This is a genomic window from Levilactobacillus angrenensis, assembly GCF_003946085.1.
Classification (GTDB): domain Bacteria; phylum Bacillota; class Bacilli; order Lactobacillales; family Lactobacillaceae; genus Levilactobacillus; species Levilactobacillus angrenensis.
Genome location: NZ_RHOB01000003.1, coordinates 72,571 through 97,496, shown reverse-complemented (window position 1 = coordinate 97,496; position 24,926 = coordinate 72,571). Strand labels below are relative to the sequence as shown.

General features: G+C 51.6%; 28 protein-coding genes and 1 tRNA gene. 20 read left to right on the top strand and 9 right to left on the bottom strand.

Features of this window, described 5'->3' with window-relative positions:
- The first annotated feature begins 221 nt into the window (after positions 1 to 221).
- The 7 genes from EKM83_RS02355 (at position 222) to EKM83_RS02325 (ending at position 8,006) form a co-directional block, all read left to right on the top strand.
- A complete protein-coding gene (locus EKM83_RS02355; RefSeq protein WP_125575037.1) occupies positions 222 to 1,862 on the top strand; it encodes a peptide ABC transporter substrate-binding protein in 1,641 nt (546 codons plus the stop codon).
- Positions 1,863 to 2,133: 271 nt separating this feature from the next.
- On the top strand, positions 2,134 to 2,682 hold the full coding sequence (locus EKM83_RS02350; protein ID WP_125575036.1) for a DNA-3-methyladenine glycosylase I: 549 nt from the start codon (positions 2,134 to 2,136) through the stop codon (positions 2,680 to 2,682).
- Between the two features lie 518 nt (positions 2,683 to 3,200).
- On the top strand, positions 3,201 to 4,007 hold the full coding sequence (locus tag EKM83_RS02345; protein ID WP_125575035.1) for a MetQ/NlpA family ABC transporter substrate-binding protein: 807 nt from the start codon (positions 3,201 to 3,203) through the stop codon (positions 4,005 to 4,007).
- Positions 4,008 to 4,064: 57 nt separating this feature from the next.
- A complete protein-coding gene (locus tag EKM83_RS02340) occupies positions 4,065 to 5,129 on the top strand; it encodes a methionine ABC transporter ATP-binding protein (RefSeq protein WP_125575034.1) in 1,065 nt (354 codons plus the stop codon).
- 9 nt (positions 5,130 to 5,138) lie between these two features.
- Positions 5,139 to 5,813, top strand: a complete 675-nt coding sequence (locus tag EKM83_RS02335) for a methionine ABC transporter permease (protein WP_382337833.1) — start codon at positions 5,139 to 5,141, stop codon at positions 5,811 to 5,813.
- A gap of 646 nt (positions 5,814 to 6,459) precedes the next feature.
- Positions 6,460 to 7,371: a DMT family transporter gene (locus EKM83_RS02330; RefSeq protein WP_125575129.1), complete on the top strand. Its 912-nt coding sequence runs from the start codon at positions 6,460 to 6,462 to the stop codon at positions 7,369 to 7,371.
- An 11-nt stretch (positions 7,372 to 7,382) separates the two neighbouring features.
- Positions 7,383 to 8,006, top strand: coding sequence for a histidine phosphatase family protein (locus EKM83_RS02325; protein WP_125575032.1), 624 nt, complete (start codon positions 7,383 to 7,385; stop codon positions 8,004 to 8,006).
- 141 nt (positions 8,007 to 8,147) lie between these two features.
- On the opposite strand, the gene EKM83_RS02320 is transcribed toward EKM83_RS02325, so the two are convergent.
- The 3 genes from EKM83_RS02320 to EKM83_RS02310 all read right to left on the bottom strand — a co-directional run bounded on the left by EKM83_RS02320 (position 8,148) and on the right by EKM83_RS02310 (position 10,028).
- The gene (locus EKM83_RS02320; RefSeq protein WP_125575031.1) at positions 8,148 to 8,900 is read right to left on the bottom strand and encodes an SDR family NAD(P)-dependent oxidoreductase; all 753 of its coding nucleotides are present in this window, start codon (positions 8,898 to 8,900) and stop codon (positions 8,148 to 8,150) included.
- A 251-nt stretch (positions 8,901 to 9,151) separates the two neighbouring features.
- Positions 9,152 to 9,367, bottom strand: coding sequence for a P8 family protein (locus EKM83_RS02315; protein ID WP_125575030.1), 216 nt, complete (start codon positions 9,365 to 9,367; stop codon positions 9,152 to 9,154).
- Between the two features lie 280 nt (positions 9,368 to 9,647).
- The gene (locus EKM83_RS02310; protein ID WP_125575029.1) at positions 9,648 to 10,028 is read right to left on the bottom strand and encodes a glycine cleavage system protein H; all 381 of its coding nucleotides are present in this window, start codon (positions 10,026 to 10,028) and stop codon (positions 9,648 to 9,650) included.
- A 188-nt stretch (positions 10,029 to 10,216) separates the two neighbouring features.
- Between EKM83_RS02310 and EKM83_RS02305 the strand changes: the two genes are divergently transcribed.
- Positions 10,217 to 11,257 (top strand): lipoate--protein ligase family protein, encoded by a 1,041-nt coding sequence (locus EKM83_RS02305; RefSeq protein WP_125575028.1) that lies wholly within the window; start codon positions 10,217 to 10,219, stop codon positions 11,255 to 11,257.
- The gene (locus EKM83_RS02300; RefSeq protein WP_125575027.1) at positions 11,254 to 11,574 is read left to right on the top strand and encodes a DUF7671 family protein; all 321 of its coding nucleotides are present in this window, start codon (positions 11,254 to 11,256) and stop codon (positions 11,572 to 11,574) included. The genes EKM83_RS02305 and EKM83_RS02300 overlap by 4 nt, the downstream gene beginning before the upstream one ends.
- Positions 11,575 to 12,334: 760 nt before the next feature.
- Here the strand turns inward: EKM83_RS02300 and EKM83_RS02295 are convergent.
- On the bottom strand, positions 12,335 to 13,990 hold the full coding sequence (locus tag EKM83_RS02295) for a peptide ABC transporter substrate-binding protein (protein WP_225418605.1): 1,656 nt from the start codon (positions 13,988 to 13,990) through the stop codon (positions 12,335 to 12,337).
- Between the two features lie 433 nt (positions 13,991 to 14,423).
- Here EKM83_RS02295 and mutY point away from each other — a divergent pair, with 433 nt between their 5' ends.
- The 5 genes from mutY to EKM83_RS02270 all read left to right on the top strand — a co-directional run bounded on the left by mutY (position 14,424) and on the right by EKM83_RS02270 (position 17,405).
- Positions 14,424 to 15,563 carry an A/G-specific adenine glycosylase gene (gene mutY, locus EKM83_RS02290; protein WP_125575026.1) on the top strand — a complete coding sequence of 380 codons (1,140 nt, stop codon included), beginning with the start codon at positions 14,424 to 14,426 and terminating at the stop codon, positions 15,561 to 15,563.
- Positions 15,564 to 15,643: 80 nt separating this feature from the next.
- The gene (locus tag EKM83_RS02285; protein WP_125575025.1) at positions 15,644 to 15,964 is read left to right on the top strand and encodes a hypothetical protein; all 321 of its coding nucleotides are present in this window, start codon (positions 15,644 to 15,646) and stop codon (positions 15,962 to 15,964) included.
- Positions 15,965 to 15,974: 10 nt separating this feature from the next.
- A complete protein-coding gene (locus tag EKM83_RS02280) occupies positions 15,975 to 16,589 on the top strand; it encodes an alpha/beta hydrolase (RefSeq protein ID WP_125575024.1) in 615 nt (204 codons plus the stop codon).
- Positions 16,590 to 16,779: 190 nt separating this feature from the next.
- Positions 16,780 to 16,983 (top strand): cold-shock protein, encoded by a 204-nt coding sequence (locus EKM83_RS02275; protein WP_024746588.1) that lies wholly within the window; start codon positions 16,780 to 16,782, stop codon positions 16,981 to 16,983.
- 179 nt (positions 16,984 to 17,162) lie between these two features.
- Complete coding sequence (locus tag EKM83_RS02270) at positions 17,163 to 17,405, top strand: cytochrome b5 domain-containing protein (protein ID WP_125575023.1); 243 nt, start codon at positions 17,163 to 17,165, stop codon at positions 17,403 to 17,405.
- A 203-nt stretch (positions 17,406 to 17,608) separates the two neighbouring features.
- On the opposite strand, the gene EKM83_RS02265 is transcribed toward EKM83_RS02270, so the two are convergent.
- Positions 17,609 to 18,166 (bottom strand): TetR/AcrR family transcriptional regulator, encoded by a 558-nt coding sequence (locus EKM83_RS02265; RefSeq protein WP_125575022.1) that lies wholly within the window; start codon positions 18,164 to 18,166, stop codon positions 17,609 to 17,611.
- A gap of 93 nt (positions 18,167 to 18,259) precedes the next feature.
- On the opposite strand from EKM83_RS02265, the gene EKM83_RS02260 reads away from it, so the two are divergent.
- The gene (locus EKM83_RS02260) at positions 18,260 to 19,957 is read left to right on the top strand and encodes an MFS transporter (RefSeq protein WP_125575021.1); all 1,698 of its coding nucleotides are present in this window, start codon (positions 18,260 to 18,262) and stop codon (positions 19,955 to 19,957) included.
- 182 nt (positions 19,958 to 20,139) lie between these two features.
- Here EKM83_RS02260 and EKM83_RS13245 read toward each other — a convergent pair whose 3' ends face one another.
- A complete protein-coding gene (locus EKM83_RS13245) occupies positions 20,140 to 20,280 on the bottom strand; it encodes a hypothetical protein (protein ID WP_164505565.1) in 141 nt (46 codons plus the stop codon).
- Positions 20,281 to 20,290: 10 nt separating this feature from the next.
- On the opposite strand from EKM83_RS13245, the gene EKM83_RS13550 reads away from it, so the two are divergent.
- Positions 20,291 to 20,557 (top strand): transposase, encoded by a 267-nt coding sequence (locus EKM83_RS13550; protein WP_125575020.1) that lies wholly within the window; start codon positions 20,291 to 20,293, stop codon positions 20,555 to 20,557.
- Between the two features lie 26 nt (positions 20,558 to 20,583).
- On the opposite strand, the gene EKM83_RS02250 is transcribed toward EKM83_RS13550, so the two are convergent.
- Positions 20,584 to 20,657 (bottom strand) — tRNA-Arg (locus tag EKM83_RS02250).
- A 126-nt stretch (positions 20,658 to 20,783) separates the two neighbouring features.
- Between EKM83_RS02250 and EKM83_RS02245 the strand changes: the two genes are divergently transcribed.
- Together EKM83_RS02245 and EKM83_RS13240 are read left to right on the top strand one after the other, a co-directional pair.
- Complete coding sequence (locus EKM83_RS02245) at positions 20,784 to 21,101, top strand: hypothetical protein (RefSeq protein WP_125575019.1); 318 nt, start codon at positions 20,784 to 20,786, stop codon at positions 21,099 to 21,101.
- 807 nt (positions 21,102 to 21,908) lie between these two features.
- Entirely contained in the window at positions 21,909 to 22,058 is a 150-nt protein-coding gene (locus tag EKM83_RS13240) for a hypothetical protein (protein ID WP_164505564.1), read from the top strand.
- A 141-nt stretch (positions 22,059 to 22,199) separates the two neighbouring features.
- Here the strand turns inward: EKM83_RS13240 and EKM83_RS02240 are convergent, their stop codons facing one another.
- Entirely contained in the window at positions 22,200 to 22,961 is a 762-nt protein-coding gene (locus tag EKM83_RS02240) for an SDR family NAD(P)-dependent oxidoreductase (protein WP_125575018.1), read from the bottom strand.
- Between the two features lie 176 nt (positions 22,962 to 23,137).
- On the opposite strand from EKM83_RS02240, the gene EKM83_RS02235 reads away from it, so the two are divergent.
- Together EKM83_RS02235 and EKM83_RS02230 are read left to right on the top strand one after the other, a co-directional pair.
- Positions 23,138 to 23,833, top strand: coding sequence for an NAD(P)H-dependent oxidoreductase (locus tag EKM83_RS02235; protein WP_125575017.1), 696 nt, complete (start codon positions 23,138 to 23,140; stop codon positions 23,831 to 23,833).
- Positions 23,826 to 24,005 (top strand): hypothetical protein, encoded by a 180-nt coding sequence (locus tag EKM83_RS02230; protein WP_125575016.1) that lies wholly within the window; start codon positions 23,826 to 23,828, stop codon positions 24,003 to 24,005. Before EKM83_RS02235 ends, EKM83_RS02230 begins: the two co-directional genes overlap by 8 nt.
- 66 nt (positions 24,006 to 24,071) lie before the next feature.
- Here EKM83_RS02230 and thiD read toward each other — a convergent pair whose 3' ends face one another.
- On the bottom strand, positions 24,072 to 24,890 hold the full coding sequence (gene thiD / locus EKM83_RS02225) for a bifunctional hydroxymethylpyrimidine kinase/phosphomethylpyrimidine kinase (protein WP_125575015.1): 819 nt from the start codon (positions 24,888 to 24,890) through the stop codon (positions 24,072 to 24,074).
- Positions 24,891 to 24,926: the final 36 nt, after the last annotated feature.

Sequence of the window (24,926 nt, the reverse complement as noted above, 5' to 3'; positions counted from 1 at the left end):
ACTGGCCGCATGTTGCGAATGTAACGTGTCTTTTTGCGTTACCTCAATTCGTGATCTTCCGGCTAAACCGTAGCAGTACATAGCGCCAATCTAGATTGGCAGTGTCTAACGGGTTACCCCTTTCACGAATGTCGTGAGGGCGGTAACCCGTTTTTTGGCTTCAAAATAAAAATTTTTGTGGATTGCACACCAAAAATTGAGGAAAAAGGAGCAGTTATCTGATGAAAAAATGGACTGGAATTGGGTTAGTCGCCGCAGTTATCGCACTAGGCATGGGGTTAGCTGCTTGTGGACAAACGTCATCAACGGCCAAGCCGCAGCAGGTCTTGCGGCTGCCAGCGACCGCGGCACTTGATACGATCGACCTGGCTAAGGCCACCGGTTATGGCCAGACGGGGAATGTGTTTGAAGGTTTTTATCGCTTAGGCAAGAACGGTAAGGTGGCGCCTGGGTTGGCGGACAAGGTCAGCGTTTCCAAGGATAAGAAGACCTGGACCTTCCACGTTCGTGACAACGCGAAGTGGAGTAACGGCGATAAGATTACTGCGCAGGACTTCGTTTATTCTTGGCGGCGAACGCTGACGCCATCGACCAAGTCGTCTTACATGACCATGTTTTCTGGTATCAAGAACGGTGACAAGATCATCGCGGGCAAGGCTAAGCCAAGTACCATTGGGATTCACGCCAAGAACCAACAGACGGTCGTGGTCCAACTGGACAAGCCAATCGCTTACTTTAAAATTTTAATGGCGTACCCGCTGTTTGCCCCGCAAAATCAAAAGGTGGTCGACAAGTACGGGAAGAAATACGCGACCAAGTCCGAGTACATGGTCTACAGTGGGCCATTTAAGATTCAGGGCTGGAACGGGACTGGCAACACCTGGTCCTTCGTCAAGAACAACCAGTACTGGGATCACAAAGTGGTGAAGCTGCACAAGATCAATTACCAAGTCGTCACTAATCCACAGACGGGGTTGAGCCTGTATCAAAACAAGAAGCTGGACTTTGCCCAACTGTCCAACGAGCAGGTGAAGAACTACAAGAATGACAAAGAGTTCCAGCAATATCCGTACTCCATCGTGATTCATTTGAAATACAATTTCCAAGACGCCGACAAGGCTAAACGGCGGATCATGAGCAACCAAAACATTCGCCAGGCCATTGCGTTGTCCATCAACCGTAGCCAGCTGACCAAGAAAGTCTTGGGGGATGGCTCCGTGACGCCGACGGGGTTCGTAGCCAGTGGTTTGGCGAACGACCCGAAGACGGGTGAGGACTTCGCCAAGCAACAGGCGGTCAAGAATACCACGACGTACAATCCTAAGTTAGCCAAGCAGAAATGGGCGGCTGGCTTGAAGCAACTGGGCGTCAAGGAAGTTAACCTAAGCATCATGGCCGGCAACGATGACGTCGCGGCCAGCACCGTGACCCAGTACCTGAAGGGCGCGCTGGAAAAGAACCTGAAGGGCTTTAACCTGAAGATTCAAAACGTCCCGGCTTCCGTGGCCCAGTCCCGTTCGACTAGCGGCGACTTTGACTTGTACCTGTCCCACTGGGGAGCCGACTTCAACGACCCGATTTCCTTCCTCCAGATTCCGGTCAGCTCGAACTCACTGAACTACGGGAAATGGTCGAACAAGCGCTATGATGCATTGATCGACAAGGCGCAAAACCAGGATGCCGGCAACGATGAAGCCCGCTGGCAAGACATGGTCCAAGCAGCCAAGTTGTTAAACAAGACGCAAAGCTTCACCCCGTTGTATCAGGCTAACTACGCCTACCTGACGCGTTCTGACGTTCACGGCATTATCCACAACACAGCGGGAACGCAGTGGAGTTATAAGTATGCTTATCTCAAGTAATGAGGCGGTGTGCGGACCGGACCAAGCCTGAGAGACGGTCTCGGCCTCGCTCTCGCTTTGAGTCGATGGCGCACGTCTCTGGCCTCATAGCCGAAACGTGCGCCAACAGGCAACTGGTTCCGCTTAACACCGCTAGACAAATAATCCAGAATCAGGATTATCCGCCGAGCGCCGTTAATGCTCGCCAGTTAACCGCCTGTTGTCACACTCTTGATCATATCGCTTTCCCCAGTTTTTCTGGTATCATGGATGAAAGAGAGGGGATGGCAACATGGCGATTGGACCCGACGACGGCCAGGTTTGGGACAGCAACGGTACGCAGGAATACTCAGCTTACTTTGGAACGCCAACGCATGATGATCACGTCTTGTTCGAGCTCCTGACGGTCGGCGTGTTTCAAGTGGGGCTCAGCTGGCAGGCGGCTGCGAGCAAATTGCCGGTGTACCGGCGGTTATTTGCGGGAATGGATCCGCAGCGCGTGGCCGGTTTTGAAGACGAGCTCGACGGTGAGCGCATCGCGCGTGACCCGGCGATGATCAGCAATGGTCGCAAGATTCGCGCGACGATTCACAATGCCCGGGCGCTGGTGCAGGTGCAGCGCGAATTTGGCAGTTTCAGCCAGTACCTCTGGCAGTTCGTTCAGGGGACGCCACTGTTATTGCCGGCCGTGACCCGCGATGAGCTGACCAACCAGTCGACCATCGGGACCGCCGTGGCAAAAGACCTCAAACGCCGGGGCTTCAGCTTTGTCGGTCCGGTCGTCACCCACATGTTTCTCTTAGCCGCGGGCTTGTTACGCGAGCAAATCATCGACGACTAAGTGAAATTTAGGTGAGAAAGTTATTTCGCCCACCAATGGTTTCTGGGGGACATGGGTAAGGGAATGCCGGTATTACGCGATTCATTATGAATAAATTTATCGCAACTTTGTCTTGACACCCGATTAAAGTTGCATTAGACTTACAGATAAATTAAACGATTGAAAAAACAATGTGATCAGGAGAGTAACCACCGTCAATGGTTTGAAGAGAGCCCGTGTTTTGCTGCAAGCGGGTAACCCACGGCGGGGCGAAGATGGCCTGAAATGAATTGGTATCGCTGAGTCTTTCGAGATGAGGCGGTAATGTCCGGCACTCATTATCGTGCACGCACTTCAAGGCGCAAGCTGGCGAGTGTTAATGAGGAGCTGGGTATTCGTACCTGACTTGAATTTAGAATGGTACCACGACGAAGTTCGTTTCTATTAATTTAGGAGCGGACTTTTTCTTTTGGTCACAGTGTCAATCGCGGCATTTAGCTTAAAACTTAGAATTTAATCGATAAAGGGGATTATTGGGTATGAAGAAATCATTTAAGCATTTTAGTTGGTTATTATTGTTATTGATTCCACTGTTGATTGTTTCTGGCTGCGGCAAATCCAGCAGTTCAAAGACGGTAAAGGTCGGCATCATGGGGTCCGATGAAAAGATTTGGAAACCAATTCAAAAGCGGCTGAAGAAGCAAGGCGTCAACATCAAGCTGGTGACGTTTACGGATTACAACCAGCCTAACGCCGCGTTGACCAACCACGAAGTTGACATCAACTCGTTCCAACACACCTACTTCATGCAACAATGGAACAAGGCACACAAGACCAACATCGTGTCTATCGGGAAGACCATGCGCGCGCCACTGCGGTTGTACTCCAAGAAGGTCAAGAGCGTTGCTGACATCAAGAAGGGCGACCAAATCACGATTCCTAATGACTCCACCAACGAAGGTCGGGCCTTACACTTACTGCAATCGGCTGGGCTGATCAAGATCAACAACAAGCTGGCATTGCCAACACCGAAGAACATTACGCAAAACAAGTTGAACTTGAAGATTACGCCAGTTGACGCTGCGCAAACACCACGTTCTCTGAGTGATGCTGCCGGGGCCGTTATCAACAATGAATTTGCGGCTGAAGCCAAGCTGCCCAACAGCGAAACCATTTACAAGGAAAAGCTGAACAAGGCGTCGATTCCGTACATCAACATCATTGCTACGAACAAGGCGGACAAGAACAACAAGACCTACAAGAAGATCGTGAAGGCTTACCAGTCTGAACAAACGAAGAAATTAATCAAGAAGTACTACAACGGGTTGTCTGTACCAGCTTGGTAAACAGTACGTCCGTGAACACTGAAACTGCCGGCATTGGCGAGTAAGGAGAATGAGTCTGTGACTAATGAAGCGATTATTCAATTAAAAGATATCGACGTGACCTTCCACAACAAGGGCCAAACCGTTACGGCCGTGAAAAACGTGTCACTCACCGTAGAACGGGGGGACATTTACGGGGTCGTCGGGTATTCCGGCGCCGGGAAGAGTACGCTGGTTCGGGTCATTAACCGCCTTCAACGGCCAACTGCCGGTACGGTGGAAGTTAATGGTCAAGATATTTTGGGCCTCAAGCCTAAGGAACTCCGGGTGGCACGCACCAAGATTGGGATGATCTTCCAGCACTTTAACCTGATGGCGTCACGCACGATTGCGGACAACGTGGGCTATCCCTTAAAGGGCGGCGACTTGTCCCATGAGGAACGCCAAGAAAAAGTGGCCCATTTACTGGACTTAGTTGGCTTAACGGAAAAGGCGGCGGACTATCCCGCTCAGCTTTCCGGGGGGCAAAAGCAACGAGTCGCCATTGCCCGGGCCTTGGCCAATGACCCAGAGATTCTGATCAGTGACGAAGCGACCAGCGCGCTGGATCCCAAGACCACGTCATCCATTTTGGAACTGTTGAAACGCTTGAACCGCGAACTCGGCTTGACCGTGGTCCTCATCACCCATGAAATGGAAGCCGTTAAGGAAATCTGCAACAAGGTGGCTGTCATGGACGCCGGCGAAATCATCGAACGCGGTGATTTGGTCACCATCTTCAGTCGCCCGGAAAAGCCATTGACCCAAGACTTTATCAACACGGCGACGCAAGTGGATCAAGCCCGCGAGAAGATTTTCAAACAAGCGCGGACGTTGGGCCTCGACGATCATCACCGGCTGGTCCAACTCCAGTACGTGGGTGCCAGCACCGACGCACCGTTGATTACCGAATTGTACAAACGCTACGGCGTGGTGTCTAACATTTTATACGGGAACGTCGAAATCCTGCAAGACACGCCGCTGGGTAACCTAATCGTCGTCATGACTGGGGAACCCGACAAGCTGTCCGCCGCTTGGCAATATTGCCAGGACGCGGGAATTTCCGTGACGCAGTTACAACCCACAGATCCGGAGGTGGCCTAATTGAATTTTATTGCGAAATATTTTCCTAATGCAGTAACCATGAAAGACGAGTTCGTGCAGGCCACGGGCGAGACGCTGTACATGACGTTTATCACGGCGGTTGTAGCGGGCATCATCGGGATGGCCATCGGGGTCGGGTTGATTGTGACCCAACCAGGCGGCATCTTGGAGAACCGCGTTGTTTATAACATTCTTGATAAAATCGTCAACCTGTGCCGGTCGATTCCATTCGTTATCTTACTGGCCGTGATTGCGCCACTGACCCGGCTGATTGTCGGCACGGCAATTGGGACGACCGCGGCTATCGTCCCACTGGTTATTGGTTCCGCACCCTTCTACGCGCGGCAGATTCAAAATGCCTTGTCAGAAGTGGACCGTGGCGTGATTGAAGCGGCTGAGTCAGTCGGCTCTGGCCCAATTGCCATCATCTTCCGCGTCTACCTGCGTGAAGGCTTACCAGACATCATTCGCTCGTCAGTCCTCACGTTGATCAGTCTGATCGACCTGACCGCCATGGCCGGAGCTATCGGTGGTGGTGGCCTCGGGAACTTGGCCATCAACGTTGGGTACAGTCGGTTTGAAAACGACGTGACGATTGCGGCCATGCTGATCATCTTGGTCCTGGTCTTCGCCATTCAGCTGATTGGCGACCTCTGGGCCCGCAAAGTGGACCACACAGCTTAAAGCGAATTTCAACAATGGTGAGTTGACCTGATTGCCTTACCGTTACGTGAAAGTCTAGGCTGGAACGCTGGGGAAGACCGGTCCGAGCCAAAGAGCGGTCGCGGACCTTGCTTTAAGCCGGAAGAACGCCGTCTTAAAGTCACCAATTTATCAGCAAAATTCGCCGATAAATTCCCCGGCTGAGCCTAGATTTCACTTCACTCACGGCTAACGGAGTGTTGCTGTGTTGCAATACGTTTTTGCCCGTGATGTCAGCTATATGGCTCAAGAGTCAACAAAAGTGAACACGCAAAATCACCGTGAGGTCAGGGCAATTGCCCTGGCCTCATTGTGGTTTTCCGAGAAACTGACTAATCTGAACTATTTTTCGACAAATTAGGTTATCTGACTAAGCTTATCCGCAATGATTCACTGGGATAATTAGGTGTAGCGGGGATGCTGTTGAGTTTACGCGAAGCTCGCGTGTAAGGACATCAGCAGGGCCCCGCCGCAGTGTTGAAAATATTTTTTAAGCAACGCCCATTTTGCCGCCGAATTCTAATGATATTCCGGTAAAATAGGAAAATTATGATGCATATCGTTACGGGTATGAGAGAGAAAGGATTTATCGGGTTTGAAGAATTTAGGTGCGCCGGCTGAAAATGTCATGAAGGGAATTTTCTGGGCAACCGTGGCTTCGGCCATGTTTGGGATTTCCGGAACCGTCCTGCAGTTCATTTCACAAGGCCAGTCAATTCCGACCAGTTGGTTCTTATCTGCACGAACCATGGGTGCCGGCATTATTTTGTTGTTGATTAGTTTGGTATTGTATGGAAAAAAGACGTTTACGATTTTTAAGAGTTGGCAAGAAATTGGGTGGATCGTCGCCTATGCTTTGATTGGGTTGGGGGCGAACCTGCTGACGTTCTACATTGCCGTACAGACAGGAAATGCTGCGGCAGCCACGATTCTGCAGTACCTCAGTCCACTATTTATCGTGCTGGGCAGCCTGTTGTTCAAACACGAGCGGCCATTGCGCAGCGACTTGATTGCCTTTGTGGTCGCCTTAGTCGGGGTCTTTTTAGCCATTACGCGCGGAGACATCACCCAGCTGGCGATTCCCGTTGACTCCCTGTTGTGGGGCATTGGTTCTGGGATCACGGCGGCTTGTTACGTCGTTTTACCCCGGCCGTTGGTCCGTGACTATGGTCATGCGCCGATTACTGTGTTAGGCTGGGGAACGTTTATTGCGGGCGTGGTTTTTAATTTATACCATCCCGTCTTCATGAACATGCCACCGATTACCGGCACGCTAATTGGGTCCATGGCCACGGTGATTATCGTGGGAACCATTTTACCGTTCTCCTTGATCCTCTACAGCACGCATTTTGCGCCGTCCGACGTTATCAGTATCGTCGACGCCACGCAACCGGTGGTGACCTTTGTCTTGTCGATTTTATTCTTGAGCTTAAAGATTACGATTGCCGAGATCATCGGCTCCGTTCTGGTCATTGTGGCGATTTACCTGTTACAACAGGGCCGACGGAAAATTGAAACGCAATTTGAACGTGTAAATTAGGAAGTGAGCAAATGACGACCTTTGATTGGGTGCGTCATGGTCAAACGCAAGCCAACGTTGACCAAGTTGTGCAAGGACAATTGGATAGTGCGGTCACGCATTTAACAGTCAACGGCTTGCAGCAAGCCGAACGCCTGGCACAATGGCTTCAAAACAGCCACTACGACCAGTTGGTCAGCAGTCCCTTACACCGGACCCGGCAAACGACGGCGGCCTTAACGGCGACGCTAGACGTCTTGCCGCAGTTCGATGGTCGGCTGATGGAAGCCGATTACGGGCAATGGACCGGAGCAAATTTTCAAGGGCTACGGGCCCAGCGCCCTGGTGATTTTGACGCAGTGACGGGGGAAGCCTTGCCGGACGTTTTAGCGACCGTTGGCGGAGAGACCTTTTTGGACGTGCAACGGCGAGTGGGCCAGTGGTTGGCCGAGGAGGTCGTGGACCATCCCGACGACCACATCCTCGTGGTCAGTCACGGCCTAACCATCAAGGCGACCGCGCTGTTGATGTTGGCAGCGCCGGCCACGACCGCGTTGCCCGAGCCCGGCAATACCAGTCTGACCAGGATGGTGATCGATCCGGTGACGGGGCAGCGGTACTTGCAGTCCTATGCGGTTAGCGGGCAGTTTCACTAGAAAATAGAGTAGGATGCAAGGCGGTTAGCCGGCCATCTGCAATTGGCGAATAAAATAACGAGAATCAGAACTGTTTTGAAAAATAGCATTAAAAAAAGTTGCGTAACCAAATTTTGGCGCGCAACTTTTTAATTTGCTTTTTTATTGTGCCGTCACACCGCCGTCAACCGGAATCTCGACCCCGGTGATGAAGGAGGCATCATCAGAAGCTAAGAAAGCCACGGTTGCGGCAACTTCGGTAGCTTTCCCCAAACGGCCCAGTGGGTGCATCTTTCCCAGGTCAGTCTTAGGTGCTTCGTAAATATCTGAGGCGTAATCTGCCATTTCCGTTTCAATCAAGCCGGGGTGGACTGAGTTGACCCGGACTTGAGCAGGAGCATATTCGATAGCGGCGTCTTTGGTCATCAGGCGAACGGCTCCTTTGCTAGCACCGTACAGGGTAGCTTGCGGGGAACCAGCCAGTCCAGCAATTGACGATGTGTTGATGACGGAGCCACTCTTCTTGGCTGCCATGATGGGGATGACGTGTTTCATGCCAAAGAAGACACCCTTAACATTGATATTCATGAGCTGATCCCATTGTTTTTCTGTGATGTCTGGCAGGTTGATCAGCCGGAAGATACCGGCATTGTTGAAGAGGATGTCGATGGTCCCAAATTTATCAAGGGTTGCCTTGACGACCGTTTCCCAGTCGGCCTCCTGACTGACGTCTTGGGGCATGAAGATTGCCTTAGGTGAATCGAGGTCAGCTTCAACCTTCTCGCCAGCTTTAACGTTAATATCCGTGAAAACCACGGTTGCGCCCTCTGCTAAGAAGCGTTTGACCGTTGCCAAACCAATTCCTGCGGCGCCACCGGTTACCAGAGCAATTTTACCATCAAGTCGTTCAGTCATTCTGAAAACCTCCAGTATGTAAGATTATTGTACATGTTCACCATATCACAAAACAAACTGAGTGACGTCACTTGACAGCTAAAGACTCTTTGCCAGGTTAATTGCTACCACGGGCTAAGCCGTTGTTATGGGGTAGCACGTTTGTAGCCGAGAGGCCGCCAGCTTGCACCACCATAGACGACAATTATTTAGGCCAAAGAAAAATAACCCCACCGCTAGGGCAGGGTTATTTTTTGGTTGAGACAGCCGGTTTACTTCTTGAGGTTATCTTCTACGTAAGAACGAACTTCATCGTCGGACTTAGCGTCGATTTCCTTCATCGAAGCTTCAGTTTCATCGGTGTTGTGACCATTGGATTCCATAAAGTGGTTCCAAAGAGCATCCCGAACTGGTTGCTTTGAATCTGACCAGTCGAATACTTCACTCATTTTTTCATCCAATAAAGCAGTCTTTTCTACAACAGCCATAACCAATTACCTCCAAAATGAATATTGGGGTCAGCGGTTCTGTTACTGGCATACGCCACCGGCTTCATCTTCATAGTAGTCCAAAAAATTGGAAATGGTAAATATTTTGTTTAACTCAGCCAAGTTTCCCAGTAATTAGGCCCTAAACCAGCGGCTAAAAGCGGTGACGGGTGAAATGAGTTGACACGGTTCCCGTGAATTGGCTGGGATTTCAACGCATCGGCCACTAAGTTACGGCGGCGTTAGTGCGGTCGGGTTGGTAACTTGACTGACTAACGGCTTAAACCACTTGCAGGTCCAGCACCCAGTTGTCCGCTTGCTTATTCTTGTTGATCTTCGCTGGGTCACTGACCAAGTCTTCATTGACCTTGACCACGGTACCCGCGTACGGCGTTTTGAAATTTTCCACGGCCTTGTCGCTCTCGACTTCTAAAATGTCGTCGCCGGCGGCCAGAACGTCTTCACTTAAGATAGGCAGATCGGCGAAGCTAATGTCGCCGATCTGTTCGAGTGCGTCGCTGGATAAGCCCAGCCGGTAGTGGCCTTGGTCACGTTGTTCCAGCCAGACACCGTCCTTCACCGTGATTTCTGGTGCGGCAGGGGCTTTGTTGCCGCGGAACCAGTTGATGAGGCGTTGCCAAAATGATTGTTGTGCAGCCATGATAGAATTCCTCCCTAGTATGTCGTGTTTAACATCTAGTATACCCTTTACGTGTAACCGCTGACAATAACTTGCTCACGGGCACGGAGAGTTGTTGCTGTGAGAGGCTTATGCTACACTGAAAATAATTTCATTCGGCGGCTAACTGGTAGCGCCGATGGTTAAGCGTGAAGGGAGCGTTACCCAAAATGTTTTTAATTGATACGAGCCGTAATGGCCAAGTGGTCACTGATGCCATCGTCAATCAGTCGATCGATAACTACCTCGTGAACGACTTAAAATTACCCGGCCACGGCCTGATGATGTACGTCAATCAGCCCGCTGTCATCGTCGGCATCAACCAAACCGTGGGCGCCGAGGTGGATTTACACTACCTCGAACAGCATCAGGTTCAGTTAGTGCGGCGGACGTCCGGTGGCGGCGCCGTTTACCATGACGAACGCAACTTGATTTTCGAGCACATCATCAATGGTGACCCGCAAGATGGGTCGAAATTTGGCGACTACACGGTCTTTGCCGAACCCGTTTTGCGGGCGCTCAAGGCCATGGGCGTGGCTGACCTGGGCATCAGTAACAAGAGTGCCTTGACGGTAGCTGGCAAGAAATTTTCTGGCATGACCATGTTCAAAAATGGGGATGGCTATGCGGCTGGCGGGACCATCATGTACGATTTAAACGTCGATGCGGCCCACGCGGCACTCTTGCCGGCTAGTGAACGACCACACCGGGGCGTCGATTCCAACCGGGTGCCCATCACCAATCTGCGGCAATACCTGGCACCGGAATACCAAGATCTCGACATCCAGGCCTTCAAGGAAGCCTTGTTGTGCCACATCTTTGAAGTCGACCGGCTGGACCAAATTGAAACGTATCATCTGACCGATCACGACTGGGCGGTCATTGATCAGCGGTTGGCGGAGAAGTACAACACTGATGCCTGGAACTACGGCGCCAATCCGGGATTTCGGGCATACGAAAAGCTCGCCGTCGCTAAGGGTCAGCTGCACGTGAACTTTACGCGTCACGCGGGTAAGTTACGGGCAGCCATGCTCTTTGGCGCGGTCGGCACGCCAGCAGAACTCCACGCCATTTCGGAACAGCTGACTGGCATCGCTGCCACGGCCGACGCGATTGGTGCTGTGCTGAAACAACCCGAGACGGTCGCTATTCTGGGTGAAGATGCTATTGCCCCAGTCACGGCGATTTTAGCGGGGGAGGCGCAGCAATGAAGGCCAAGTACGACGTCAACGTCTACAGTGGCGTGCCGGTCGAGACCAACGCCTCCGGTCAGTACGAAATCAAACGCGACCCGGACGGCAGTTTCAAGCTTCACGACTGGCGCACCGGTCGTCATAGCAAGGGTAAGTTCAAGGGCGTCGGCCAGATTTTCTTAACGGAAAACAACCTCCGTGTCGCCGTCATCGTGGCTCACCCGCTGGACTACAAGCAACGCCACGACTACACGCCCATGCAGCGTCTAACCAGCGAATTCGTCAGTGAAGACCTGGTCCAAACGGTCCGGCAAACGTTGGCGATTGACGATTAACTGGCATTGCTGTGGACAAATCTGTTGATAACTCAAGATGAAATTCTGTTAGAAACATTGTCATCACACGACGCATGGCGCAAAAATTAGTCGTTTACAGTTTCGTAGTGAGAGCTGGCCGCCTACCGTCCGCCAACTATGGGTTGGAACGCGGTGGGCGGACCGGACCGAGCCTGAGAAACGGTCTCGGCCTCGCTTTGAGCCGAAAGCCCGCGTCTCAAAGACGCCAGTTGTCTAAGTGGCATGAACCGCGCCACTAAGGCAACTCCCACGGCTGAACCCATAGTTGGCGGACTCTCGGCTACGAGGGCGCATACCAATAACAAGCGGCTTAGCCCCAGGTGGTAGCTAGTCTCTACCACAGTGTTACTGATAATCACTAACCCGCCGGAGGCAACCAGAGGTGGAGCCAGCTGTGTCGACGGCGTTGGCTGAGTTTTTTTCTCAGCCTACAGCGTGGGACGACTTTGGAGACTGGCGGATTTTGCCAGGCTTCAAAGCGAACCGGAAGCCCGCTTCTTAGGCTGGAGGTGTTCCCCAGAGCAGGCGGAATCTCTGGCTGACGTAGGCTCCTGGTTTCACTAATTTTAGTGGCCAGAACGCTGTCGTTCCGGTAGTCAACGTATTAATTTTGACTGTTAGCCGATAACTAATCTTTAGAGTAAATGAAAAGGCAGCGTCACACCAGAAATTTCGGTGGCCGCTGTCTTTTTTTGTTTGATGAACGGTAAGGCAGCCAGGATGGACCGCTGTTGCCAGGTTATTTCACAAAGTAAGCACCCTTGAAGTTCGACTGCGTGCCGACCGTGTTGTACTGCACGCCATTGAGTTTGGGATTGATCAGGTAGGTGCTGGCCGGTTGGAACAGGGGCGTGACGCCTTGATCTTTCATCAGCTCGCCTTCAGCCTTGAGGAGCGTCTTCCACCGTTGACTGTTGAAGGACGGCGCATTGCTGGCCTGAGCAATCAGCTCGTCGTAGCGCTCACTGAACCAGTAGCCGGTATTGGCGGCGTTGTCACTGGTAAAGAGGGCCAGCATGGCCAGCGGGTCGGCATACTGTGCGTGTTGCGTGGTCAACGCCAGGTCCGCATTGGCCGGGCCGTCCGCACGGTTAATGGTCCATTCACGGGTCTTGAGTTTGATCTGGAGCCCGGGGAGTGCGCGTTGCAATTGACTGCGCAACAAGGTCGCAATTTTCTTATTATAGGGCGCATCCAAATAGCTGAGCGTCAGCGTCACGTGGTCGAGACCGGCGCGTTTCCGGGCGGTCGCCCATTGTTGTTTGGCCAGTTTGGGTTGATAGGCCAAGGTATCTTGGGCAGGCTGAGCCGCCGCAAAGTCCGCCGTGCCTCTTTGACCACGACTCAATCCCGCCGGTACGACCCCTTGGGCCACTAGCGAGGTGTTGCCATACGAGTCCTGGCCCAATTGTTTGCGATTGATGGCGTGGGAAATCGCCAGCCGCGCCAATCGTTGACTCAAGAGGTGGTCGATGGTTGGGTTTCGCCCGAGTTGCCGGTAATTAAGCAACACCATTTTCGAATAAGGCCGCGCGGTGTAGGCCGCTTGTTTTTCGTACGACTTGATATTGGTGATGCCAACCAGCCGCATTTCATCCAGCGTGCCGCGACGATAAGCCCGCCACATTTGGCGCGTGGTCCGGTAAACGTCGACGTTGATGCGCTGCAAGTAGACGTGCTCGCGGTCCCAATAGTGGGGATTGGGGACCATGTGCCAGTGCTGGCGCGTGTTACCCTTGGCTGCGACCATGAACGGCCCCGCGTAGACTTGATATTGCGGCTTGGTGGCGTAGCGCTTACCGTATTTGCGGGCCACGCGTTGATTCTGCGGGCCGAACAGCGGAAATGTCAGCCGTTGTGGCAGCTCAGCCATGGGATGATCCAGATGGACCACCAGGGTAAATTTGGTTGGCGCACTGACGCCCAACTGGGTGGCGGGCAACTTACCATCTAAAATTTTACGGGCGTTCTTGATGCCGACAAACAAGTCGGCGTTGGGAGCCTTGGTCGTCGGTGCCAGCGCTCGTTGCCAGGAGTAAACGAAGTCCTGAGCCGTGATGACGTCACCGTTGCTCCAATAAGAATCTTTATAAAGGGTGAACGTATAGGTCGTCTTGGCGGCGTTGACGTGGACCTTCTTGGCGAGTGCCAGTTGGGCTTGGCCTTCGCCAGTCGCGGAATACAGCCCCTCAATCGTGTTGTTCAGCCGTCCAAACTGGGTCAGCTTGTCAGTGTCCAAGGTGGTCAGCGGCTGTGATGTGGCCAACGTGACGACTTGGCGCTTGGTCATGACCCCCTGGCTGTCGCTAGGTGATTCGGTCTCTGACTGCATCTGGCACCCGGTGGTCAGGCCCAAGCCCAGTAGCAAAATCAGTATAAAACCCCAATGTTTCACGGTTACCACTCCTGTATCTGAATAGTCTTCTTTGAATTTGTTTGATGATTGAATATTGGCGTTGTTGATAATCGCCAACTCGCCGGAGGCAGCCAGAGGTGGCGCCAGCTGTGTCGAACCGGAAGCCCGCTCCTCAGGCCCCCATAGCAGGTGGAATCTCTGGCTGACGCAGGCTTCTGGTTTCGCTAATTTTAGTGGATAAAACACTGTTGTTCCGGGAGCTGCCGCGTTAATGCTATTTTCAACATTTAGTGCCTACCTAATTGAAACGAGTGATTCGTCCACCGTGATAGTCCTAACGGAAATTGTTTTTGCTGGCAAGTGATAGGTTTCTTTTCTGATGATAGGGGACGCGGCCAGCGGCGTCAAGGGCTACTTGTAGCGGGAAGCGGAATTCGTTAGAATAAGAAAAAACGAACGAGGAGGCGAGCTGATGGAAAACTGGTCAGCGGCCACGATCCGGGATTTTCGCCGGACATTATTGGCTTGGTATGATCAAGAGGGGCGTGACTTGCCCTGGCGGCAGGACCATGACCCGTATCACGTGTGGGTCAGTGAAATCATGCTCCAACAGACGCAGGTCAACACGGTGATTCCGTACTATCAAAATTTCATGGCAACATTTCCCACGGTGGGTGACTTGGCGGATGCCGATGAAGCCACTCTGCTCAAGGCTTGGCAAGGGCTGGGGTACTATTCGCGTGCCCGTAATCTCCAACGTGCAGCACGCCAGCTGGTCACGGATTATCAGGGAAAATGGCCACAAACGGCCGCAGAACTGACAGACCTGGTCGGCATTGGCCCTTATACGGCGGGCGCCATCGCCAGTATTGCCTTTGGTGAGGTCGTGCCAGCAGTGGATGGCAATGCGTTTCGGGTCTTCTCGCGGCTCTTGTTGATTGATGACGATATCGCCAAGCCCCAGACGCGTAAGGTATTCGAACAGGCGATTCAGCCCATTGTCGACCCACAACGGCCTGGTGCTTTCAACCAGGCCATCATGGATCTGGGGTCCAGCTACATGCGCGCCAAGAATTCTGATCCGGCCCATTCACCGGTCAAGGCGTTTGATGCCTCATACCAAACGGGACGGGTGGCCGATTTCCCGGTCAAGACCAAGGCACCCCGGCCCAAATTGATGCCATATTACGCGGTCATCGTCCACTCGCCGGCCGGCTATCTCTTGGTCCAACGCGACGCGACCCAGATGTTAACGGGATATTGGACGTTTCCACTGCTCTTACAGGCCGATTTGACGCCTGTAGAGGCGACCGAACCTAATAACTTGGATCAGGACTTGGCAGCCATTACGCGGCAATTTAAAACGGATTACCAACTTGACCTGGATTTGGCCGTGGTGGGCGGGCAACCGGTGAGTCATACCTACACCCACCAACGTTGGCGGGTGAAATTGCTCGTGGCTGAACTGACGACGACGCCTTCATTGGCCTTTTTCCCGGGAAAATGGGTGGCTGCGGCAGATATTTCCACGTTACCGTTGCCCAAAGTCCAGGAAAAAATCATGACCAGATTTCAAAATCAAGGCCATCCGGGCGTATTTACGAAGAAGTAGTTTCCGTTGCCGGCAAAAAGCTGTATGATTTAAGCAACAATCCCAGCACGGCGGAACTAATTCAGAAGGAGTGATCAATCGTGCAAACAATTTTTGACGTGTTAAAGCATATTTCGGTGAATCACCAAGAAGTGGAGAGTCCCCAAGTTGTCATCACGGACCGGGCGGGCAAGCCCAACGGTCTGTTGACGGATCTTTTACATGATTTAATTAATAATGCGCTGTTGTTCGTGACCTTAAAGGAGTTGGCCTCGGCTGCGGAACTGATCGAGCATTTGCGCACGCACACGCCGTTGCCCGCCGACGTGTTGGCCGAGTACAGCAAGATTTTGACGGAAAATTGTGAGGGCCTCAATTTCGCCCCGCAAAAGGGTCAAATCGAGCTCATCGTGGCCCGGTAGGTGGACGCAGATGGCAGAAGAACAGTTGATTGAAACCATGCCGGGCGCCAATACCGCACCACCGCTACTGTTGTTGCAGGGGACTGGTGGTACGAATCAAGAGATGCTGAACTTTGGGCGACGATTGGCACCGCAAAGTCCGCTGATCACGATTGGTGGGCGGCAGGGCCAAGGCCAACAACGGCAGTACTATTCGCAAACGGCAGCTGGCCCGGTCAATCCGCAGCAGATTGCGACCGAAGCGGCCTGGCTGGGTCAGCAGGTGCACGCAATTTGTGCAGACCACCACTGGGACAGCGACCGGCTGGTAGTCGTGGGGTACTCCAATGGAGCAGCCATGGCGGCTTACGGCATTCAGACGGGACAGTTTCCTGGCCAGGCGGCACTGCTGTTCCACCCGTTACTGTTGCCAGTGGCTCAGCCGGTGCCTCGACCAGATTATCACGTTTGGTTGTCAGCGGGTGCTCATGATCCGCTGGTCACGGTGGCCACCGTAAAAAAAGTTTTGGCAAATTTAGCGGCAATTGGCGCGCAAACGACGCTGGAAGAAACCGGCGGAACCCACCAGCTGACGCCGCAAGAGGTGCTGGCGGCCCAACAGTGGCTAGCGGTAAATGCTTTATAGGGGTCGGCAAAAACATTTCAAAAAATAGCACTTTGCATTTGCTATTCTGGAAAATACCTGTTATCCTATGGTTAATGTATTTATGGTTCGGAAGTTTTAAAGGCTCGACGTTCTTATAAGAATGGCTCCTTTTTACCCCAGCTTTCAAATGCAAATATTATTGCGCTATGCGCATGGAGGTTTCATTCTTATGGAACAAGGTACTGTTAAATGGTTCAACGCTGATAAAGGTTACGGCTTCATCACTTTGGAAAACGGCTCAGACGTTTTCGTTCACTTCTCTGCTATCAACAGTGAAGGCTTCAAGACTCTTGAAGAAGGCCAACACGTATCCCTTGATGTAGAACAAGGCGACCGTGGCCCACAAGCTGCTAACGTTACGGTAGTTGACTAATTTACATTAGCCTAAATCGTGCTTAGTAAAAAACCACTGACTTCGGTTAGTGGTTTTTTTGCGCCCATTTTTCTGATCAGCGGGGTTAACCAATTGGCTTATCAAGTGACAAACGAATTAGTTGTTATCCACACTATTTCAGGTTATGATATAAGCAAATAATGAAGGTGGTGCTTTTAATGAGTGCAGAAAAGGTATTTAACCAAGCAGAATTAGCGAAGTTTAACGGACAAGACGGGAAACCCGCTTACGTGGCTATCGCCGGTGTCGTTTACGATGTCACGGGGGTCGACGCCTGGGCTGGCGGCAAGCACCACGGTAACCTAGCCGGCCAAGAACTGACTAGCGTGATCGATGGCAAGTCGCCACATGGCCGCAAGGTATTGAAGAACTTACCGGTTGTCGGTCAGTATCAGGATTAACGGGAAACAAGACAAACGAGTCTGGGACAAAACCCCAGACTCGTTTTTTTATTTCCAAACATTTATAGTCGAAACGTGCGATAAAAGACTGCTTCCTTCGCTTAGGGACGAAATACGAACGATTGAAAGTGCACAATCATTCGTATTCCTAGGCTATGCTCGGTAGTAAAACGTCTTTTGTCCCACTCTCGTGCGGTTGAAGGTCATTGCTGCGGCTTGTGGGGATGCAGCGTTGCTAGGCGTTCAATTTGTTGGCCGAGGTATGCGGGCGGTTCCGGCATCCCGCGCCGCATCCAGTTAATGGCAACGTTGACGACCGCGCCGGAAAAGAATTCCACGTAGTACGGCTCGTTAAAGATGGCTAAACCACTGGCGCTACTAATTCGGTTCTGTTTAATGAGTAATTGAAAGACGGTCTGAAACGTTTGCACGAAAATATCGTACTTATCGTTTTTGATTAATAGCCGGTTGGTGTCAGCCGCTTGTTGGACGACTTGGAAGTACCGGGTCATGAGTTCAGCAAGCCCAATTTGTGTCTGATTGGGCAGACGTCGCAAGTAGTGCAGCATGTATTGTTCTTGAAAGGCACCAATAATCTGATCAAAGTTCGCGTAATTGCGATAAAAGTAAGTTCGGGAAACACCGGCTTGTTGACAGAGTTCGGTGATGGAAATGGTGGCTAGTGGTTTTTGAGTCATCAGTTGCAGTAAGGCTTGGTAGATGGCGACTAAGTTTTGCCGTTTGCGTTCTTGTGGACTCATTGGGTAACAACCTCCCATATTTTGTAACCTAAATATTTATTTGTGTGCGAACGTCCCCGTATACTGTGCATACACAGATAGGGGGAGCTTAAAATGCAAAAATCAACTAAGATTGTAACGACGATGGCGATGGGGACGTTTCTATGTATGTTGGATACGACGGTCATGAATATCGCACTACCCGCAATCCAAACGGGTTTGGCGACTAACTTAGCCCAATTATCCTGGGCGCTCAATATTTATACCATACTATTTGCTAGTTTGACCATTCCTTTGGGCCGGCTGGCGGATATTTATGGCCGGGCACGCCTGTATTTAATTGGTTTAGCCCTATTCTTAGGCGGTTCACTGTTTTCCGGCTTAGCTGGTCATGTCAGTTGGTTAATCGTTGGTCGTGGCGTCCAAAGTCTGGGAGCGGCGATCGTTTTCCCTGCCAGCATGACGATTGGGATTCAAAGTGTCCCGGCCGCTAAACGAACGGGTGCGATTGCCATTCTTGGGACCACTCAGGGATTAGCCGCAGCGTTAGGACCGACGATTGGGGGTGCGGTGACGCAATTTTTTGGTTGGCGCGGTATTTTTTTAATCAACGTGCCGTTAGTCTTAATCATGTTAGGGCTATGCTGGTGGTTACTGGATCGCCAAACTACTGAAACGGTGACTGAAAAGATCGATTGGGTAGGCAGTTTATGTTCGATGGGGACATTATTTAGCTTAACACTGATGCTAGTCAAGGGGAGTGACTGGGGCTGGACGAGTTCAGTCGTCATTAGGCTCGGTGTCTTCAGTCTGGTCGCATTAGTCAGCTTTATTGTGGTGGAGGCCCACGTTGAACAGCCGATGATGCCGTTAGCGCTATTCCACAACCGTCAATTCACGGGCGCAGCGCTTATCACCATTATTTCCGGTGTATTCATGGTGGCGCTGTTAGTCCTGTTGCCGAGTTTTTTCACCAAAGTCCAAGGTAAAACGGAACTTGTGGCGGCGCTGATGATTTCACCGGCGTCAATGATGATTTTCCTATTTTCACCCATCAGTGGATTCGTGCTGGCCAAAGTTGGTCCCCGGGCGGTGATTCTCAGTGGCATCCTCGCAATTATTGCGGGTTACGTCGGTCTCAGTCGACTGAATCCGGATCATTATTGGCAACTCCTGATTGTCTTGCTGTTAGTCGGTGCGGGATACGGGATAATCATTGGGCCGATTACGGTCTTAGCCGCTGGTGACTTCACGGGGAAATTGCTGACGGCCTCGCAGAGCGTGATTGGGGTCTTTCGGCAAATCGGGACGTCGCTAGCGGTCGCGATTTTTGTGTCAGCGTTATCGACTAACCTGGTTACCGCTAAGCACCAGGTTTGGCAAACGGCACAGGGCGCAGTGGCGAATTTGACGGTCTCAGCTAAGGCCAAGCAGGATACGTTAGCGGCGGTACGGGCGCAGCTAGCCACGGAAAAAGTCGCGTCCGGCACATCAAAGCACTTCATTACCCCGGCAAAGACCCAGCATCTGATTCGGCAAAACTATGCGCAAGTGATTAAGCAACAACGGCTTGCATTAGCGCCCGTCCAGGTTCGTAGGGCGTTTTATCGCCGGGTTCAGCGGACCGTCATTGCAACGGTTGTACATGACAATCAACAGATTGCGACCGTGGTGACTAAGGTTAAGGCTACGAGCAAGACGGCGTTGACCGGAGCATTTATGCGGCCTTACCAGGTTGCGATGCCGGTTACATTCAGCACGTTGCCGTTGCTGATCAGTTTTAAACGGCGACGGGATTATTTGAAACAGTAGGTCTGGCTCCACTTAATTGGATCTTATAAACAATAACGTGCTTCCCGCAATAATGGAGGCACGTTATTTAGGTTTATTCTGAATGACCAACTGTTTTAACCGATGTAGCCCGTAAGCTCCGACAAATGAGCAGGCCCAAGTCAGGAGATAGATGCTGAAAATAATGACCAGTGGGGCCTTAGTTAGGTCGCGTTCGCCAATTGGCCAGATAGGTTGTAGCCAAAAACGTTGGCGAGGTAGGCCCGGTAAGCATACGTGGCTAACCAGTGAATAATCAGCAGGCTAGCGACGTGTTTGTGCAGCTGATAATAGGCCCAACCCATAATTAGACCGATGACTAGTAAAATTGGGCATGATTTGTACGCTCGCCGTAAAATTGAAATTGAACCAATCTTTGCTGACCTCAAGACTTACTTGAAGTTCAAACGCTTTTCGGTACGTGGTCTAGCTGCCGTAGATAATGAAATGGGAATCGCTTTAATGGCTGAGAATTTATCAAAACTGTCTAAAATCATTAAACAACCAACCCTAAGACCAAAGAAAAGTGGTGTCAATCGCCACAAACCGGCAATTGACACCACTTTTCTATTTAAGCTCTAGAGTCTTGTCCCAGACTCTTTTTAAAATGTCGCAAGAGAGATTCGAACCCTCGACCTACGGTTTAGAAGACCGTTGCTCTATCCAGCTGAGCTATTGCGACAAAATCCCATAACTTCTTAATTATAGAGAAGCGAACGGGTCGTGTCAATCACTGTTCTGTCCGGTTAGTTGACAGGGACCAGTGGTTCCAGTAAAGTTAGGCTAAACTAGTCAAGGAGGGTTTCTCGTGGGTGTTGTCCATATCGTTGCCGAAGTCATTGTATTTTTCGCTGCCATTTTATTAATTTATTATTTCTTTCAAATCACACAAGTCCTCGGTGACCGCAAGAAAAATATCCGTTACTTAATCATTTCTGCCGTCGTGTTGTTCATTGCCTATCCCGTTTCCAATCTATCCGGGAAGAAGACTGTGAACCCATCGACGCAGATTTCAGATCAGGTGCGTAAGGTCCAAAAGAAGCATCAACAGAAAAAAGAATCCGAGAAAAAAGAGTCACAACAGAAATCATCTAGCAACTCAGCCGATCAGTCGGATAGTAAATAATCTGGTAAATAGCTGAAGGTTGAAAGTAGCATTAACGCAATAGTCCCTGGAAGGACAGTGTTCTGGCCGCTAAAATTAGTGAAACCAGGAGCCTGCGTCAGCCAGAGATTCCGCCTGCTATGGGGGACACCTCCAGCCTGAGAAGCGGTCTTCCGGTTCGCTTGAAAGTCTGGCAAAGTTCGCCAGTCTCTCAAGTCGCCCCACACTGTAGGCTGAGAAAAGACCTCAGCCAACACCGTCGACACAGCTGGCTCCACCTCTGTCTGCCTCCGGCGAGTTGGCGATAATCAGTAACCTTGTCTTAATTAAAGACTAGTTGTCAAATCAGCCGTTACATGGAGCTAAGCCAACTTTCGCTAGCACGTACACTTGTAGCCGAGAGTCCACCAAATATGGGTTCAGCCGTGGGAGTTGTCTTAGCGGCACGGTTCATGCCGCTTAGACAACTGGCGTCTTTGAGACGCGGGTTTCCGGCTCAAAGCGAGGCCGAGACCGCTTCTCAGGCTCGGTCCGGTCCGCCCACCGCGTTCCAACCCATAGTTGGCGGACGGTAGGCGGCCAGTTCTCACTAGGATGCTATAAACGACTAATTTTTACGTCATCAGTCGCACGATGACAATGGTTCTAGCTGATTTCCATCTTTCAACCTTCAGTAAATAGTGGAGTAGCTGGGGTTTCATCAGGGAACTAACAGTCGTTCAGTACTGAATTATCAAGAAATTCTAATTTTTAAGCGTGACCACTTGCAATCTTTCTGTAACATTAGGATAATATATTTGTAACCTAATGTTGACGGGGGGAATTCTTATGCATGCAGTAGCAATCATTTTACTGATTTTAGTAATTGCCGGAGTGGGTCAATTGTACCTGAATAATCTGGCGGCTTTTCGGAAGAAGAGTAAGCATTTGGCCACGCGTAGTAAATTCCACGACGATAGTAATCGCCGGTTAAGTTAAGAATTAGGGTCGTCCAGTCTTGGGGCTGGGCGTTTTTCTTTGGGACGAAAACAAGCCTGGGACAGACCTTCCAGGCTCGTTTTCGTCATCTTCACATAGCAGAACTGGCTAATTGCCTTTTGGCCCACTCGCTCGATACGCTTAATACATTTGAATATCGCCGCCATCGACCATCAGTGTTTGCCCGGTCATGTAGGCGCTGGCGCTGCTGGCTAGGAACAAGGCTACGGCGCCGATGTCGTGTTCGGGGTCGCCCAGCCGGTGGAGCGGAATGCTGTTGACCAGCTGGTCGTATTGCTTGGGCGCAGCTTGGTGCCACTGCTTGACGCCGTCCGTTTCAGCGATGGGGGAAATGATGTTCAGGCGAATCCCGTCAGCCGCCCATTCGTGAGCGACCACGCGCGTTAAGCCCCGGATGGCTTCTTTGGCAGCGGCGTAGGCGGCCTGAGTCTGTTGGCCGCGGATACCGGCACCGGAGGCAAAATTAATGACACAACCCTGCGTGGCCTTGAGCTGGTCGTGGGCCAGTAACATCAAGTGGCGGGTGGGATTAAAACTGGTATTGAAGGACAAGGCAAAGTCGTCGTCCGTCAGGCTCGTAAAGGGTTTCTGGCGAGAAGCGTGCGCGTTATTGATCAAGACATCCAGCTTGCCAAATTTAGCGACCGCCGTGTCGATGATCTGGCGGTCATTTTCGACTGAAGAAATATCCAAATTCAGCGTCTCAATTGTGCCGAATTGTGCAAGCTGTTTAGCGGCTGCTTGCAGATGTTCTTCACTGACATCGACAATCAAAACCTGGGCACCAGCCTTCACGAAAGCCGTGGCCATCCCCAGGCCGATTCCGCCGGCCCCACCGGTGATAATCACACTTTTACCTTGAACGTCCCATTGTACTGTCATAATGAGGTCCTCCTTATGTAGGTTATTCGTTTTACCAGCGAGCAATTATACACGTTATTCGTTATTTTGTAAGCGATTTCACAGAAAGGTCACAAACTAACTGGGCGTTCAGATCCGTTGCCCAGTAAATTTGTGATAGAGTAGTTTTAGAGAAAATAGTCGAAGGAGATGAGGTCATGACGACCCTAGTATTGGTTTCCCATCCGCACTTGGCCGACTCGACCAGTCAACAATTTTTAAAGGCGAGTCTGCCGGAAAACACGGATATCGTGTGGGAGCACATTGAAAGTCAGGCACACTTGGATGTTGCCAAGGAACAGGAACAACTGCGGCAAGCCGACAGAATCATTTTACAATTTCCTTTGTATTGGTACGCGGCCCCCGCTGGGCTAAAGGCGTGGGAAGACACGGTGTTGACGCGAAGCTTTGTCTACGGTGATCACCGTTACCCGTTGGCCGATAAGGAACTGGGTATCGTAGTCACGACCGGGATGCCGGCCAAGGCCTTCCAGCGCGGCGGGGCCGAGGGATTGACGTTAGACGCTGCTTTGGCGCCCCTGGCTGCGGTGGCCCATCGAGCGAAAATGACCTGGTTACCGACATTTGCGATTCACCAGTTCGCCTACCTAGAAGAACCGGAGAAGCTCCAATTGGTCGTGGACTACCAACGCTACCTGACGCAAACGCAGCCAGATAGCTTGCAGGCGCGGCAGACCTGGTTTGCCCAAAAATTACCGGGGATGATCGACCAACTGCCGCCCGAACAACAAGCGACCGGGCGGCTGATCGAGGCTGAATTTGCCCAGCAACAAGATGATATTGAGGCGCTGGCGGATACTTTGTCTTTGATTAAGGAGCGAGACGATGACTGAGCAATCGCAATGGTTACAACTGCAAATTGACAAGCTGGCCGAGCAACAGACAAAGTTCACCGACCGCGCCTTTTGGCTGGCCCTCAAGGAAATGGTCCGCGAGCAGGACCGGCGTAACGACCAGCTCAGTGGCGAGGTCGATGGCCGCACCTGGCGCCCGGACAAATGGTAACTGGCTACCTGTGAGACTCTAAAAAATGTCAAAAAAAGAGGCCCAATGACGGCCTCTAAGTCATAGCTAATCGTAAGAACGGTCCTGCGCTGCCCAGTGGTTGATGGGGCCAAACTTGTGGCCGACCTCGATGGGGTGACCGATGGCCGTGTTGACGAATTGCTTGGCGATTTCAATCGCTTGCTTCATCGGCGTGCCCTTGGCCAGTTCAGCGGTGATGCAGGCGGACAGAGAGTCGCCCGTCCCGTTGACCCGGTTGGTCTGGTGGTAGGGTTCGCTGAGCCAGAAGCCTTCGCCGGAAGCTAGCAAAATGTAGTCACGGACGGTCGTTTGCGTTTCATCGGCGTGGCTGCCTTTGGCGACGACGTTTTTGGCACCCATGGCTTGCATCTTCTTGGCGGCCATAATCATGTCATCGTCGTTGTGAATCGTCATTTCGGCAATCTTTTGGACTTCATAAAAGTTCGGGGTTAGGACCGTTGCCAGCGGAATCAATTTGGTCCGCAGGGTGTTGAAGGCACTTTCCTCTAACAGCTGATTGCCGTGCTTGGTCATGATGACGGGGTCGACCACCAGCGGCCCGAAGTCAGCGGCTTGGTAATTCTTGACCACGTCTTCGATCAGTTCGGAGTCGGCAAGCATGCCCGTTTTAGCTGCGCGGATGTGGTAATCATCTGCCAGGTCAGCAAACTCTTGGTCGATGAAATCAGTCGGCATAGGCACGCTAGCGTGGATGCCGTATGAGTTACCGGCGACACAGGCGGTCATGACGGATGCACCGTAGACGCCGCGGGCAAAAAAGGTGTGTAGGTCGGCTTGCATCCCAGCGCTACCATCGCTGTCAGAACCGGCAATCGTTAAGGCTTGTGGATATGAATTTATCATTATTTGATCGGACCTCCGTGACTTAAAATTGATTGC

What these genes read in the sequence shown, in the direction of transcription:
- EKM83_RS02320 (WP_125575031.1), bottom strand. Translation starts at nt 8,900, where the DNA reads ATGACTGAACGACTTGATGGTAAAATTGCTCTGGTAACCGGTGGCGCC.
- EKM83_RS02240 (WP_125575018.1), bottom strand. Translation starts at nt 22,961, where the DNA reads ATGACAGTACAATGGGACGTTCAAGGTAAAAGTGTGATTATCACCGGT.
- EKM83_RS13245 (WP_164505565.1), bottom strand. Translation starts at nt 20,280, where the DNA reads ATGGGTTGGGCCTATTATCAGCTGCACAAACACGTCGCTAGCCTGCTG.
- EKM83_RS02300 (WP_125575027.1), top strand. Translation starts at nt 11,254, where the DNA reads ATGAAGGCCAAGTACGACGTCAACGTCTACAGTGGCGTGCCGGTCGAG.
- EKM83_RS02230 (WP_125575016.1), top strand. Translation starts at nt 23,826, where the DNA reads ATGACTGAGCAATCGCAATGGTTACAACTGCAAATTGACAAGCTGGCC.
- EKM83_RS13550 (WP_125575020.1), top strand. Translation starts at nt 20,291, where the DNA reads ATGACTAGTAAAATTGGGCATGATTTGTACGCTCGCCGTAAAATTGAA.
- EKM83_RS02345 (WP_125575035.1), top strand. Translation starts at nt 3,201, where the DNA reads ATGAAGAAATCATTTAAGCATTTTAGTTGGTTATTATTGTTATTGATT.
- EKM83_RS02275 (WP_024746588.1), top strand. Translation starts at nt 16,780, where the DNA reads ATGGAACAAGGTACTGTTAAATGGTTCAACGCTGATAAAGGTTACGGC.
- EKM83_RS13240 (WP_164505564.1), top strand. Translation starts at nt 21,909, where the DNA reads ATGCATGCAGTAGCAATCATTTTACTGATTTTAGTAATTGCCGGAGTG.
- EKM83_RS02270 (WP_125575023.1), top strand. Translation starts at nt 17,163, where the DNA reads ATGAGTGCAGAAAAGGTATTTAACCAAGCAGAATTAGCGAAGTTTAAC.
- EKM83_RS02265 (WP_125575022.1), bottom strand. Translation starts at nt 18,166, where the DNA reads ATGAGTCCACAAGAACGCAAACGGCAAAACTTAGTCGCCATCTACCAA.
- EKM83_RS02325 (WP_125575032.1), top strand. Translation starts at nt 7,383, where the DNA reads ATGACGACCTTTGATTGGGTGCGTCATGGTCAAACGCAAGCCAACGTT.
- EKM83_RS02350 (WP_125575036.1), top strand. Translation starts at nt 2,134, where the DNA reads ATGGCGATTGGACCCGACGACGGCCAGGTTTGGGACAGCAACGGTACG.
- EKM83_RS02355 (WP_125575037.1), top strand. Translation starts at nt 222, where the DNA reads ATGAAAAAATGGACTGGAATTGGGTTAGTCGCCGCAGTTATCGCACTA.
- EKM83_RS02315 (WP_125575030.1), bottom strand. Translation starts at nt 9,367, where the DNA reads ATGGCTGTTGTAGAAAAGACTGCTTTATTGGATGAAAAAATGAGTGAA.
- mutY (WP_125575026.1), top strand. Translation starts at nt 14,424, where the DNA reads ATGGAAAACTGGTCAGCGGCCACGATCCGGGATTTTCGCCGGACATTA.
- thiD (WP_125575015.1), bottom strand. Translation starts at nt 24,890, where the DNA reads ATGATAAATTCATATCCACAAGCCTTAACGATTGCCGGTTCTGACAGC.
- EKM83_RS02305 (WP_125575028.1), top strand. Translation starts at nt 10,217, where the DNA reads ATGTTTTTAATTGATACGAGCCGTAATGGCCAAGTGGTCACTGATGCC.
- EKM83_RS02330 (WP_125575129.1), top strand. Translation starts at nt 6,460, where the DNA reads ATGAAGGGAATTTTCTGGGCAACCGTGGCTTCGGCCATGTTTGGGATT.
- EKM83_RS02310 (WP_125575029.1), bottom strand. Translation starts at nt 10,028, where the DNA reads ATGGCTGCACAACAATCATTTTGGCAACGCCTCATCAACTGGTTCCGC.
- EKM83_RS02260 (WP_125575021.1), top strand. Translation starts at nt 18,260, where the DNA reads ATGCAAAAATCAACTAAGATTGTAACGACGATGGCGATGGGGACGTTT.
- EKM83_RS02235 (WP_125575017.1), top strand. Translation starts at nt 23,138, where the DNA reads ATGACGACCCTAGTATTGGTTTCCCATCCGCACTTGGCCGACTCGACC.
- EKM83_RS02280 (WP_125575024.1), top strand. Translation starts at nt 15,975, where the DNA reads ATGGCAGAAGAACAGTTGATTGAAACCATGCCGGGCGCCAATACCGCA.